The sequence below is a fragment of the Micromonospora sp. LZ37 genome (assembly GCF_059359015.1).
Genome location: NZ_JCADBL010000001.1, coordinates 73,142 through 85,191, shown reverse-complemented (window position 1 = coordinate 85,191; position 12,050 = coordinate 73,142). Strand labels below are relative to the sequence as shown.

Annotated in this window: 12 protein-coding genes; 9 read left to right on the top strand and 3 right to left on the bottom strand. The window is 72.9% G+C overall.

The annotated features are described in order from the left end of the window. Positions 1-143: 143 nt before the first annotated feature. Positions 144-908: an SDR family NAD(P)-dependent oxidoreductase gene (locus tag AC5L3Z_RS00415; RefSeq protein WP_494838673.1), complete on the top strand. Its 765-nt coding sequence runs from the start codon at positions 144-146 to the stop codon at positions 906-908. Continuing rightward, positions 908-1,693: a class I SAM-dependent methyltransferase gene (locus AC5L3Z_RS00410; RefSeq protein ID WP_494838671.1), complete on the top strand. Its 786-nt coding sequence runs from the start codon at positions 908-910 to the stop codon at positions 1,691-1,693. Before AC5L3Z_RS00415 ends, AC5L3Z_RS00410 begins: the two co-directional genes overlap by 1 nt. A 142-nt stretch (positions 1,694-1,835) precedes the next feature. Here the strand turns inward: AC5L3Z_RS00410 and AC5L3Z_RS00405 are convergent, their stop codons facing one another. Further along, positions 1,836-2,933: a UDP-N-acetylmuramate dehydrogenase gene (locus tag AC5L3Z_RS00405; protein WP_494838670.1), complete on the bottom strand. Its 1,098-nt coding sequence runs from the start codon at positions 2,931-2,933 to the stop codon at positions 1,836-1,838. 70 nt (positions 2,934-3,003) lie between these two features. On the opposite strand from AC5L3Z_RS00405, the gene AC5L3Z_RS00400 reads away from it, so the two are divergent. From AC5L3Z_RS00400 to AC5L3Z_RS00370, 7 genes are all read left to right on the top strand, one after another. Beyond that, positions 3,004-3,762: a maleylpyruvate isomerase family mycothiol-dependent enzyme gene (locus AC5L3Z_RS00400; RefSeq protein ID WP_494838668.1), complete on the top strand. Its 759-nt coding sequence runs from the start codon at positions 3,004-3,006 to the stop codon at positions 3,760-3,762. A 240-nt stretch (positions 3,763-4,002) separates the two neighbouring features. Then, positions 4,003-5,310, top strand: coding sequence for an ABC transporter substrate-binding protein (locus AC5L3Z_RS00395; RefSeq protein WP_494838666.1), 1,308 nt, complete (start codon positions 4,003-4,005; stop codon positions 5,308-5,310). Between the two features lie 112 nt (positions 5,311-5,422). Next, the gene (locus tag AC5L3Z_RS00390; RefSeq protein WP_494838665.1) at positions 5,423-6,412 is read left to right on the top strand and encodes a carbohydrate ABC transporter permease; all 990 of its coding nucleotides are present in this window, start codon (positions 5,423-5,425) and stop codon (positions 6,410-6,412) included. Then, the gene (locus AC5L3Z_RS00385; protein ID WP_494838663.1) at positions 6,409-7,242 is read left to right on the top strand and encodes a carbohydrate ABC transporter permease; all 834 of its coding nucleotides are present in this window, start codon (positions 6,409-6,411) and stop codon (positions 7,240-7,242) included. The genes AC5L3Z_RS00390 and AC5L3Z_RS00385 overlap by 4 nt, the downstream gene beginning before the upstream one ends. Further along, a complete protein-coding gene (locus tag AC5L3Z_RS00380) occupies positions 7,239-8,615 on the top strand; it encodes a GH1 family beta-glucosidase (protein ID WP_494838661.1) in 1,377 nt (458 codons plus the stop codon). Before AC5L3Z_RS00385 ends, AC5L3Z_RS00380 begins: the two co-directional genes overlap by 4 nt. Positions 8,616-8,634: 19 nt before the next feature. Further along, positions 8,635-9,642, top strand: coding sequence for a LacI family DNA-binding transcriptional regulator (locus AC5L3Z_RS00375; RefSeq protein WP_494838659.1), 1,008 nt, complete (start codon positions 8,635-8,637; stop codon positions 9,640-9,642). Between the two features lie 63 nt (positions 9,643-9,705). Then, the gene (locus tag AC5L3Z_RS00370) at positions 9,706-10,686 is read left to right on the top strand and encodes a GNAT family N-acetyltransferase (RefSeq protein ID WP_494838658.1); all 981 of its coding nucleotides are present in this window, start codon (positions 9,706-9,708) and stop codon (positions 10,684-10,686) included. Here the strand turns inward: AC5L3Z_RS00370 and AC5L3Z_RS00365 are convergent, their stop codons facing one another. Further along, positions 10,687-11,202 carry an O-acetyl-ADP-ribose deacetylase gene (locus AC5L3Z_RS00365; protein ID WP_494838657.1) on the bottom strand — a complete coding sequence of 172 codons (516 nt, stop codon included), beginning with the start codon at positions 11,200-11,202 and terminating at the stop codon, positions 10,687-10,689. It lies immediately after the preceding gene. Position 11,203: 1 nt separating this feature from the next. After that, entirely contained in the window at positions 11,204-11,995 is a 792-nt protein-coding gene (locus AC5L3Z_RS00360) for an EI24 domain-containing protein (protein ID WP_494838655.1), read from the bottom strand. Positions 11,996-12,050: the final 55 nt, after the last annotated feature.

Genomic DNA, 12,050 nt, shown 5'->3' with positions numbered 1-12,050 from the left:
ACCGGCGCTTCACGGTCAACCTCCACGCCGGGTGTCATCTTCCCCATCGGGGAACGGAAATGCCTCCGTGCGTCCCTCCGGGGTGACCCACTTCATCGGCCACCGCGACCGGGTCCGGCAGACGCGGGGGTGACAATGTCCCGATGACCTCTGTCGCGATCGTCACCGGGGCGTCCAGCGGGATCGGCGCGGCCACCGCCCGCCGGCTCGCCGCCGAGGGTTTCCACGTGCTGGCCGCCGCCCGCCGCGCCGACCGGCTCGCCGAACTGGTCACGGAGATCGCCGCGGCCGGCGGGACGGCGACCGCGGTGACCTGCGACGTCACCTCCGACGAGTCGGTGGCCGCGCTGGCCGCCGCCGCCGCGTCCGCGCCGGGTCCGGTGACCCTGCTGGTGAACAACGCCGGCGGCGCGCGCGGGCTGGACCCGGTGGAGTCCGGCTCGATCGGTGACTGGCAGTGGATGTACGACGTCAACGTGCTCGGCACGCTCCGGGTCACCCAGGCCCTGCTGCCCGCGCTGGAGGCCTCCGGGGCCGGCACGATCGTCATCGTCTCCTCCACCGCCGGTTTCACCGTCTACGAGGGCGGCGGCGGCTACACGGCGGCGAAGCACGCGCAGACCGCCATCGCCGGCACGCTGCGGCTGGAGCTCTGCGGCCGGCCGGTCCGCGTGATCGAGATCGACCCGGGGATGGTGAAGACCGACGAGTTCGGGCTGGTGCGGTTCGCCGGCGACGAGGCGAAGGCCGCCGCCACCTACGCCGGGGTGGCCGAGCCGCTGGTCGCCGAGGACGTCGCGGACTGCGTCGCCTGGTGCGCGACCCGCCCGCACCACGTCAACGTGGACCGGCTGGTGGTCCGCCCGCTGGCCCAGGCCGCCCAGCACAAGGTGCACCGGACGTCCTGATGGGGCAACGGCCGCTGGGGGTGGTCACCCGGGGCACCACGAATCCCAACCGGCTGCGCCGGGTGGACAACTGGATCGTGGCGACCTGCGGGGACCGGCTCCGCGCGGCGGCCGACCCGCTGGTGGTGGATCTCGGGTACGGCGCCACCCCGGTCACGGCCGTGGAGCTGCGCGCCCGGCTCGCCGCCGGGGTCCGCGCCGACGTGCGGGTGGTCGGCCTGGAGATCGATCCGGTACGCGTGGCCGCGGCCCAGCCCGCCGCCGAGCCGCCGGGGCTCACCTTCGCCCGGGGCGGCTTCGAGCTGGCCGGTCTGCGTCCCGCCCTGGTCCGCGCGTTCAACGTGCTCCGCCAGTACGACGAGAGCGAGGTGGCCGCGGCCTGGCGGACGATGACCGACCGGCTGGCCCCCGGCGGGTTGCTGGTGGAGGGGACCTGCGACGAGCTGGGCCGCCTGGGTGGCTGGGTGCTGCTCGACGCCGCCGGGCCACGGACGTTGACCCTGGCCGCCCGGCTGGCCACTCTGGAGTCCCCGACCCAGCTGGCCGAGCGGCTGCCGAAGGCGCTGATCCACCGCAACGTGCCCGGGGAGCCCGTGCACGACCTGATCCGCGCCCTGGACGACGCGTGGCAGGCCGCCGCCGGCTACGCCCCCTTCGGCCCCCGGCAACGCTGGTTCCAGGCGGTCACCGCCCTGCGCGCGGCCGGCTGGCCGGTCCTGAACCGCCCCCGCCGCTGGCGCCAGGGCGAACTGACCGTCCCCTGGCCCACCGTCGCCCCCACCTGACCGCCCCACCTCCCCCCGCTCACTCCCCCGGGTCACTCACCCCGTTGATCATGAAGTTAGCGGCGGTTTGGAGATCGACATCGCCGTCAACTTCATGATCGACGAGGTGGACGCCCGGGGCGGCGGGGTGGGTGGGGTGGGGTCAGATTGTGCAGTTGATGAGGACGGGTTCGGGGTGGAGGGTCACCGCGAAGCGTTCGTGGACGCCGTCGCGGATCCGGCGGGCGAGGGTGATCAGGGCCTCGGTGGTGGCGGTGCCGCTGCGGTTGGTGAGGGCGAGGGTGTGCTTGCTGGAGATCGCCACGCCCTCGGGGCCGGGGTGGCCCTTGCTGAAGCCGGCCTTGTCGATCAGCCAGGCGGCGCTGACCTTGACCATGTCCCCCGCGCCGGGCCAGGCGGGTGGTTCGCCGAGGTCGGCGACGAGAGCGCGCTCCCGCAGCAGCTCGTACGCGGCCCGGTCGAGCACCGGGTTGGTGAAGAACGAGCCCACCGACCAGGTGTCCGGGTCCTCGGCGTCGAGCACCATGCCCTTGCCGGCGCGCAGCCGCAGCACGGCGGCCCGGGCGTCGGCCAGCGGCACCCGGTCGCCGACGGAGACGCCGAGGGCGCGGGCCAGCTCGGCGTAGCGCACCGGGCCGGAGAGCGGGGAGCGGTGCAGCCGGAAGTCGACCGAAAGCACCACCCAGCGCTCGCTGTACTTGAAGATGCTGGACCGGTACGCGAACCCGCAGTCCGCCGCGTCGATCCGGCCCAGGCTGCCGTCGGCGCGGTCGTGGACCTGGACGCCGGCGATGCTCTCGGCCACCTCCTGGCCGTACGCGCCGACGTTCTGGATCGGGGTGGCGCCGGCCGAGCCGGGGATGCCGGAGAGGCACTCCAGGCCGGACCAGCCGTTGGCGACGGTGGCCGCGACCAGGTCGTCCCAGGGCTCACCGGCCTCGACCCGTACGGTGACGGTGTCGGCGTCCTCGGCGACCACCCGCAGCCCCCGGGAGCGGACCAGGACGACCGTGCCGGGGAAGCCCGCGTCGCCGACGACTACGTTGCTGCCACCCGCGAGGATCAGGACCGGCTCGTCCCGTCGCTGCGCCTGCTGCACCTTTTGTACGATCTCGTCGGCGCTGGTGGCGGTCTCGAGCCGGGCGGCGGCGCCACCGAGGCGGAGCGTGGTGTACCGCGCCAGGGCGGCCGGGTCGGCGGGGTCGGCTCCGGTGGCCGGTTCGGCGTAGACGTCTGACACGCCCTTCACCCTAGGCTGAGGGGTAGCCGAGGCACCCACTGGTGGCCCGGTCACCCCCGGGAGGATTGCGATGAGCAGACTGCACGGCACGAAGGACTTCTGGATCGGGGCGCTCCGGGCGGACGGCCCGGCGTTCGCCGCCGCCGTCGCCGAGGCCCCGCCGGAGACACCGGTGCTGTCCTGTCCGGGCTGGACGGTCGCCGACCTCACCCTGCACCTCGCCGGCGTCTACCACTGGGTGCACTCCTTCGTCGGCTCCGGGCAGACCAGCCAGCCGGCCCGCCGCGGCGCCGCCGAACCGCCCGCCGGCGTGACCCCGTTGCAGCACTGGCAGCACGGGTACGACCAGCTCCTGACGCTGTTCGACACGCTGGACCCGGAGGCTCCGGCGTGGAACTGGGCGCCGCAGCCGAAGAAGGCCGGCTTCTGGACGCGCCGGATCGCGCACGAGACGGCGGTGCACCGCTGGGACGCCCAGCTCGCGATCGCCCGCGGCGAGCCGATCGAGGCGAAGCTCGCCGCCGACGGGGTCAGCGAGGCGTTGGACACCTTCCTGCCCGCGGGCCACCGCAGGACGCCCGGCCAGTGGCACGGCGTGGTGCAGCTGACCGCGGCGGACGCCGCCCAGGAGTGGTACCTGCGGCTGCGCGGCGAGGGGGTGGCCCTGCTCGACACCGCCACCGTCTTCGGCCACGACGACCACCACGCCCGAGCGCAGGTCACCGGCACCGCCAGCGACCTGCTGCTCGCGCTCTGGGGCCGGGTCAGCTTCGACACCCTCGACGTGGCGGGCGACCGCTCGCTGTTGGAGGGCCTGCGCACCGGCTGATCCCGCGCACCGTCCGGAGGGGGCCGTCCTGCCACGGGGACGGCCCCCTCCGTGTGTCCACAGCGCCGCGACGGGTCGCGCCCGGCCACTGAGAGAGCGCTCTCTTGACAGATGCCGGACCGCCCACCACCCTGTCGTGAGAGCGCTCTCTCGGCCCCTTGGCACCTCGGAAACCGGGCCCGCGACTCGCTCACCAGCAGGTCCACCCGCTCCCCCATCCGATGATCCGAGAGGAATTCCATGGCTACCTTTTCCCGCCGCCGCCTGGCGGCGGTGGCCCTCGTGGCCACTGCGGCGCTGCTCGGCACCGCCGCCTGCGGTGGCGCCGACGACGCCGCCCAGGACGGGCCGATCACCCTCACCGTCGACGTCTTCGGCCAGTTCGGCTACGCGGAGCTGTACAAGGAGTACATGGCCAGCCACCCCGACGTGAAGATCGTCGAGCGGGGCACCGGCAGCAACCTCGACGAGTACTCGCCGAAGCTCACCCAGTGGCTCGCCGCCGGCAAGGGCGCGGGCGACGTGGTCGCCATCGAGGAGGGGCTGCTGGTCGAGTACAAGGCCAATCCGCGGAACTTCGTCAACCTCTTCGACCACGGCGCCGCCGACCTCAAGGGCAACTTCCTGGAGTGGAAGTGGAACCAGGGGCTCACCGCCGACGGCAAGCACCTGGTCGGCCTCGGCACCGACGTCGGCGGCATCGCGATGTGCTACCGCAAGGACCTCTTCGGCAAGGCCGGCCTGCCCACCGCACGGGACGAGGTGTCCAAGCTCTGGCCCACCTGGCCGGACTACATCAGGGTCGGCGAGCAGTTCAAGGCAAAGAACACCGGGGCGTCGTTCCTCGACGCGGCGACCAACACCTTCAACACGATCCTGCTCCAGACCGCCGGCAACACCTCGGGTCACAGCTACTACGACACCGCCGACAACCTGGTCGTCGAGAGCAACCCCGCCGTCAGGCAGGCGTACGACCTGACCATGGACATCATCGACTCCGGCCTCTCCGGCAGGTACGGGTCCTGGTCGGAGGAGTGGGTCTCCGCCTTCAAGCAGTCGAAGTTCGCCACCATCGCCTGCCCCGCCTGGATGACCGGCGTCATCGAGGGCAACGCCGGCCCGGCCGCCAAGGGCAGGTGGGACATCGCCCGGGTGCCCGGCAACGGCGGCAACTGGGGCGGCTCGTTCCTCGCCGTGCCGAAGCAGAGCAAGCACCAGGCCGAGGCGGCCGAGCTGGCCAAGTTCCTGACCAGCGCCAAGGGCCAGATCGGGGCCTTCAAGGCCAAGGGTCCGCTGCCGTCGTCGCCGCAGGCGCTCGACGACCCGGCGATCGCCGACTCGAAGAGCACGTACTTCTCCGACGCCCCGGTCGGCAGGATCTTCGGCACCGGCGCGAAGAGCCTGAAGCCGGTCTACATGGGTCCGAAGAACCAGGCCGTCCGCACCGAGGTGGAGAACGCGGTCCGCACGGTCGAGCTGGGCCAGCGCACCCCCGCCCAGGGCTGGACCGACGCGGTGAACAACGCGAAGAAGGCCGCCGCCAAGTAGTCCGCGCGCCACCTCCCCGTCGAGCCCAGGAGCGATGGTCGTGGCCGGAGATCATCCGACGACGACCAGCCCGGATCGACGGGGAGGTGGGCACGGCGGAGAAGGAGATGGCATGGCCGTCCAGCTCGACGCTCGGCCGCCGGTTCTGCCGGCGCCGCGGCACGCCCGCCCGAAGCGGGGCAGCCGACTCACCCGGTTCGACACCCGGTACTCGCCCTACCTCTACATCGCACCGTTCTTCCTGCTCTTCGCGGTCTTCGGGATCTACCCGCTGGTCTACACGTTCTGGGTCTCGCTGCACGACTGGGACCTGCTCGGCGCCAACCCGACGTTCATCGGGGCGCAGAACTACACCCAGTTGCTCGCCGACCCCGACTTCTGGCACTCGGTGGTCAACACCCTCGGGATCTTCGTCATCTCCACGGTGCCGCAGCTGCTCCTCGCGCTCTGGCTGGCCAACCTGCTCAACCGCCAGCTACGCGCGCGGACCACCTGGCGGATGGCGGTGCTCGTACCCAACGTCACCTCCACCGCCGCGGTGGCGATCGTCTTCGGGGTGCTCTTCGGCCGCGAGTTCGGCATGGTCAACTGGCTGCTCGACCTGGTCGGCGTCGACGCGATCGACTGGAAGGCCAACCGGTTCGCCTCCTGGGTGGCCATCTCGACCATGGTCGACTGGCGCTGGACCGGCTACAACGCGCTGATCTTCCTGGCCGCGATGCAGGCCATTCCGCGCGACCTGTACGAGTCGGCCTCGATCGACGGCGCCGGTCGGGCCCGGCAGTTCTGGTCGATCACCGTGCCGCTGCTCAAACCGACGATCATCTTCGCGGTCATCATCTCCACCATCGGCGGGCTTCAGCTCTTCACCGAGCCCCGCCTCTTCAACTCCGGCACCAACGCGGTCCGCGGCGGACCGCTGCGCGAGTCCCAGACGGTGACCATGTACATGTTCGAGAACGCCTTCGCGCCGCACTACAACTTCGGCTACGGCTCCGCGGTCGCCTGGCTGCTCTTCGCCCTGATCGCCGTGGTGGCCGCCATCAACGTGCTGGTCCTGCGCCGGCTCGGCGGCGGCGCGGGCAAGGAGGGGTCCCGATGACCCGACTCTGGTCGGCCGGCCGACTCACCTACGCGGCGCTGGCCGCCACCGCCCTGGCGTCGATCTTCCCGATCTACTGGATGTTCGTGGTGGCCAGCCGCACCAGCGACGCGATGGGCCAGGTGCCGCCCCCGGTCACCCCTGGCGGCAACCTCGGCGCCAACATCTCCCGGCTCTTCGCCAACACCGACGCGCACTTCCTGACCGGCCTGGTCAACTCGACGATCGTGGCGGTCTCGGTCACCGTCTCGGTGGTCTTCTTCTCCACCCTGGCCGGGTTCGCCTTCGCCAAGCTGCGCTTCCGCGGGCGCAACGCGCTGCTGCTGGTCATCATCGCCACGATGATGGTGCCCACCCAGCTCGGCGTCATCCCGCTGTACCTGTTGATGACGAAGCTGAACTGGAACGACCGGCTGCCGGCGGTGATCGTCCCGGCGCTGGTCACCGGCTTCGGCGTGTTCATGATGCGCCAGTACGCCGGCCAGGCGGTCAGCACCGAGCTGATCGAGGCCGCCCGGATCGACGGGTGCAGCACCGCGCGGATCTACTGGAACGTGGTGCTGCCCGCGCTGCGCCCCGCCGCCGCCGTGCTCGGCCTGCTCACCTTCATGACCACCTGGAACGACTTCCTCTGGCCGTACGCCGTGCTCAACGACCCGGAGAACCCGACCGTGCAGCTGTCGCTGCGGGCGCTCTCCGACGGCTACTACCAGGACATGTCGCAGGTGTTCACCGGGACGGCCATCGCCACCCTGCCCCTGCTGCTGGTGTTCGTGGTGTTCGGCCGCCAGATCATCGGCGGCATCATGGAAGGCGCGGTGAAGGCGTGAGCGCGAGGAGCGAGCTGCGTTTTCCCGAGAACTTCGTCTGGGGCGCGGCCACCGCGGCGTACCAGATCGAGGGCGCGGCCCACGACGACGGGCGCGGCCCGTCGATCTGGGACACCTTCAGCCGTACGCCCGGCAGGGTGTACCGGGGGCACACCGGCGACGTCGCCTGCGACCACTACCACCGGTACGCCGACGACGTGGCCCTGATGTCCGAGCTGGGACTGCGGGCGTACCGCTTCTCGGTGGCCTGGCCCCGGATCCAGCCCGACGGCAGCGGCCCGGTCAACCCGCGCGGGCTGGACTTCTACGACCGGCTCACCGACGCGCTGCTCGATCGGGGCATCGACCCGATCGTCACCCTCTACCACTGGGACCTGCCGCAGTCCCTTCAGGACCAGGGCGGCTGGACCAACCGGGACACCGCCGAGCACCTCGCCGACTACGCGGTCGCCGTGCACACCCGGCTCGGTGACCGGATCGGCACCTGGACCACGCTCAACGAGCCGTGGTGCTCGGCGTACCTCGGCTACGGCAACGGGATGCACGCCCCCGGCGAGCGGGACGCCGGGGCGGCCTTCGCCGCCGTACACCATCTGCTCCTCGGCCACGGCCTGGCGGCCCGCGCGCTGCGCGCGGCCGGCGCGCGGACCCTCGGCATCACCCTCAACCCGGCGGACGTGCAGCCGGCGGACCCGGACAGCGCGGCCGACCGCGCGGCGGTCCGGCTGGTCGACGGGCTGCACAACCGGATCTTCCTCGATCCGCTGACCGGCGCCGGCTACCCGGACGACGTGCTGGAGCACGTCAGCCGCCTGGTGGCACCGGCGTTCATCCGGGACGGCGACGAGAAGACCATCGCCGCGCCGATCGACCTGCTCGGCGTCAACTACTACGCCCCGACCTACGTCGCCGGCCGGCCCGACGGGGCCGGGGGCGGCGGGGCGTACCCGGGCACCGAGGGCGCGGTGGAGTTCCTCCCGCCGACCGGCCCGCTGACCGACTCGGGCTGGATGATCGAGGCCGCCGGGCTGACCCGGCTGCTGGAACGGATCGACCGGGACTACCCGGGGCTGCCCCTGATGATCACCGAGAACGGCGGCGCCTTCCCGGACCGGGCCGGCGCCGACGGCCCGGTGGTGGACAGCGACCGGATCGCCTACCTCGACGGACATCTGCGCGCGGCGCACCGGGCCATCGCCCGGGGAGTCGACCTGCGCGGCTATCTCGTATGGTCGTTGCTGGACAACTTCGAGTGGGCCGAGGGCTACCGGAAGCGGTTCGGGATCGTCCACGTCGACTACCTGACCCAACGGCGCACACCGAAGTCCAGCGCCCGGTGGTACCAGGAGGTGATCTCCCGGAACGGGCTGTGACGAGGCGGTGGTAGCGGGGATGACGACGGCACAACGACCGACCCTGGAGGCGGTCGCCCGGCGGGCCGGGGTGTCCCGGGCGACCGTGTCCCGGGTGGTCAACGGCTCCACCACCGTCGCCGAGCCGATCCAGGAGGCGGTCCGCCGGGCGGTGGCCGAGCTGGGGTACGTGCCGAACCTGGCCGCCCGCAGCCTGGTCACCCAGCGGACCGACTCGGTCGCCCTGGTGATGCCCGAGGAGGCCACCCGGGTCTTCTCCGACGACCAGGTCTTCCCCGGGATCATCCGGGGCGCGGCGCAGGAGCTGGAGGCGGCCGACAAGCAGCTGGTGCTGATGCTCGCCGGGTCGGCGGCCGGCCACGAGCGGGTCGAGCGGTACACCACCGGACGGCACGTGGACGGGGTGCTCTTCGCCTCGCTGCACGGGGAGGATCCGCTGCCCGGCACGCTGAGCCGGCTCGGCATCCCGGTGGTCTGCGCCGGCCGGCCGCTGGACGGCGCCCAGGTGCCGTACGTCGACGTGGACAACGTCGGCGGGGTGACCCGGGCGGTGCGCCACCTGATCGGGAACGGTCGCCGGCGGATCGCCACCATCGCCGGCCCGCAGGACATGATCGCCGGTATCGAGCGGCTCGCCGGCTACCGGGAGACGGTCGCCGCCGCCGGACTGGCGGAGCTGGTCGCGTACGGCGACTTCACCCGGGAGTCCGGCGCCGCGGCGATGCACCAGCTGCTCACCGCGCACCCCGACCTGGACGCGGTCTTCGCCGCCTCCGACCTGATGGCGCACGCCGCCCTGCGGACGCTGCGCGAGGCGGGGCGACGGGTGCCGGACGACGTCGCGGTGATCGGCTTCGACGACATCGAGACGGCGGCGTACACCGAGCCGCCGCTCACCACGGTGCGCTGGGAGATCGTCGAACTGGGCCGGGAGATGACCCGGCAGCTGCTCCGGCTGGCCGCCGGTGAGGTGATCGAGGAGGCGGTGATCCTCCCGACGGAGCTGGTGGTGCGCGCGTCGGCCTGACGGCTCCGGCGGCAGCCGGTTAACCCGTGGCCGCCCGTCCCCCGGCCCTCTACCCTCGGCGGCATGACAGACCCCCACGCGGCATCCCTGCCCACGGCGACGGTCCCGGCGGCCGGCGGCCCCGTGTCCACCGGGCGGACCGGGGGGTTCGCGATCCGGGCGGCCCGGCCGGAGGACGCGGCCGAGGTGGTGGCGCTGCGCGCGGTCGTCCATCCGTACCTGGTGCGGGGCGTCGAGTCGACCCGGCAGATGATCGCCCAACCCCCGCCCGGCGAGGACTGGACCGCCTGGGTGGCGGAGTCCGCCGGTCGGGTGGTCGGCTGGGCGTCCGCGTACCGCAACAGCCAGACCTCCGAGGCGGACTTCGGCGAGATCTCCACGCTGCACGTCCACCCGGAGCAGCGGGGCCGGGGCGCGGGCACCGCGCTGCTCACCGCCGCCCTGGACCACCTGCGTGCCATCCGGGCCCGCCGGGTGCTCACCTGGGTCCGGCCCGAGTCGCTGGACTTCGCCCGCCGGCACGGTTTCACCCCGAGCCGGGAGATGGTGCTCTCCGCGCTCGACCTGCGGCCGGCCCCACCGGCGCCCGAGCCGCCCCCGGGGGTACGGCTGCTCGCGGCGGCGGAGGTGGACCCGCGCCGCATCCACGCGGCCGACGTCGCCTCGGCCGCCGACGAGCCCGGCGACGTGCCGTCGGACGCGAGGAGCTACGAGATCTGGCGGTACGAGGTCTGGGACAACCTGGGCCTGGACCGCGCGGCCAGCACGGTGGCCGAGGTCGACGGCGAGCTGGCCTCGTTCAGCCTGGTCAAGCGGGACGGCGACCGGATGTGGACGGACTACACCGGCACCGTGCCGGCGTACCGGGGCCGCGGGTTGGCCCGCCTGGTCAAGCGGGCGGCCCTGCACCGGGCCGCCGCCGGCGGAGTACGGGTGGCGTACACCTCCAACGATGGGGCGAACGCGCCCATGCTGGCGGTCAACACCCGGCTGGGCTACCGGCCGGTCGCCTCCCAGTGGTCCTGCCTCCGCGACCTGGCGTGATCAGGCCGCCGCGGCGACCCGCGCAGCCGTGGCGTACGTGTCCGCGCCGAAGAGCACCAGCCGGGCCTCGGTGACGGTGGCCGGCGTGGCGGCGCGCAGCACGGTGACCGCCTGGCGTACCGCGTCGTCGACCGGCCAGCCGTAGACGCCGGCGGAGATCAGCGGGAACGCCACCGTGGTGGCGCCCAGCTCGTCGGCGACGGCCAGGCTGTTGGCGTAGCAGTCGCGCAGCAGCGCCGACCGGTCCTCGGTGGCCGAGAAGACCGGCCCGACGGTGTGCACCACCCAGCGCGCCGGCAGCTCACCGGCGGTGGTGGCGACCGCCTGCCCGGTGGGCAGCCCGCGGCCGTACCGGGAGGCGCGCAGGGCCCGGCACTCCTCGAGGATCGCGGGGCCGCCCCGGCGGTGGATCGCGCCGTCCACTCCCCCACCGCCGAGCAGCGACGAGTTGGCGGCGTTGACGATCACGTCGACCCGCTGGGCGGTGATGTCCCCCTCGACCAGGGTGATCTCCATGTCAGGGCTCCCGGATGGGCTGGTTGAACGTCCGGCGGGTGAGCAGGGTGGCCCCGGCGACGGCGGCCGGCATGACCAGCACCGCGCCGAGCGGGATCAGGAAGCAGACGAAGACCGCCACGCCGAAGCCCAGCGCGGTGGGCCGGTCCGCCTTCAGCATGGACCGCCGCTCCGGCAGCCGCAGCCCGCGCCGGGCGAACGGCGCGCCGACCAGTTCCACGGTGAGCAGCCAGCCGCCCACCGCCGCCCCGATCACCGGTACCACGGTCTGCCCGACCACCGGGATGAACCCGGCGGCGAAGAGCGGGATGCCGATCAGCACCGAGAGGCCCACCAGCCGCAGCGAGTCGGCGGCGCTGCGGCGCAGCGACGCCCAGAACGGCACCTCCACCGCGTCGGGGGTGCCGCCGAGGCGCTCCTCCACCCGTTCGGAGATCTTCTCGTAGAACGGGTCGCCGATGGCGAGGGTGACCGCCGTGAAGGCGACCACCCCGAGCAGGCCGCCCAGCCCGAGGAAGGCCAGCCCGGCGATCACCCGGACCAGGCTGCGCGGCGTCGGCGACCAGTCGTCGGCGAACGGGGTGACCAGCGCGGCCAGGTTGTCCACGAAGTACACCAGGGCGGCGAACGCGGAGAGGAAGAGCGCACCGGAGATCAACGCCGGCACGACGCCGAGCAGCATCAGCCCGGGGCTGCGGACGTAGAGGGCGAGGCCGCGCAGGAGCAGGCCGGCGCCGGAGAAGAACCGTCCGACCGCGCCGGTCACGGGCGTGAGGATCCGGGGTGCGTTCACGAGCGGGAGCCTAGTGGCACCTCGGGAGGTGCGTCGGGCACCGCCGTACGCGGTC

Excerpts from the sequence above, each read along its gene's own strand:
- AC5L3Z_RS00415 (WP_494838673.1), top strand. The coding sequence starts at position 144 with ATGACCTCTGTCGCGATCGTCACCGGGGCGTCCAGCGGGATCGGCGCG.
- AC5L3Z_RS00410 (WP_494838671.1), top strand. The coding sequence starts at position 908 with ATGGGGCAACGGCCGCTGGGGGTGGTCACCCGGGGCACCACGAATCCC.
- AC5L3Z_RS00400 (WP_494838668.1), top strand. The coding sequence starts at position 3,004 with ATGAGCAGACTGCACGGCACGAAGGACTTCTGGATCGGGGCGCTCCGG.
- AC5L3Z_RS00395 (WP_494838666.1), top strand. The coding sequence starts at position 4,003 with ATGGCTACCTTTTCCCGCCGCCGCCTGGCGGCGGTGGCCCTCGTGGCC.
- AC5L3Z_RS00390 (WP_494838665.1), top strand. The coding sequence starts at position 5,423 with ATGGCCGTCCAGCTCGACGCTCGGCCGCCGGTTCTGCCGGCGCCGCGG.
- AC5L3Z_RS00385 (WP_494838663.1), top strand. The coding sequence starts at position 6,409 with ATGACCCGACTCTGGTCGGCCGGCCGACTCACCTACGCGGCGCTGGCC.
- AC5L3Z_RS00375 (WP_494838659.1), top strand. The coding sequence starts at position 8,635 with ATGACGACGGCACAACGACCGACCCTGGAGGCGGTCGCCCGGCGGGCC.
- AC5L3Z_RS00370 (WP_494838658.1), top strand. The coding sequence starts at position 9,706 with ATGACAGACCCCCACGCGGCATCCCTGCCCACGGCGACGGTCCCGGCG.
- AC5L3Z_RS00365 (WP_494838657.1), bottom strand. The coding sequence starts at position 11,202 with ATGGAGATCACCCTGGTCGAGGGGGACATCACCGCCCAGCGGGTCGAC.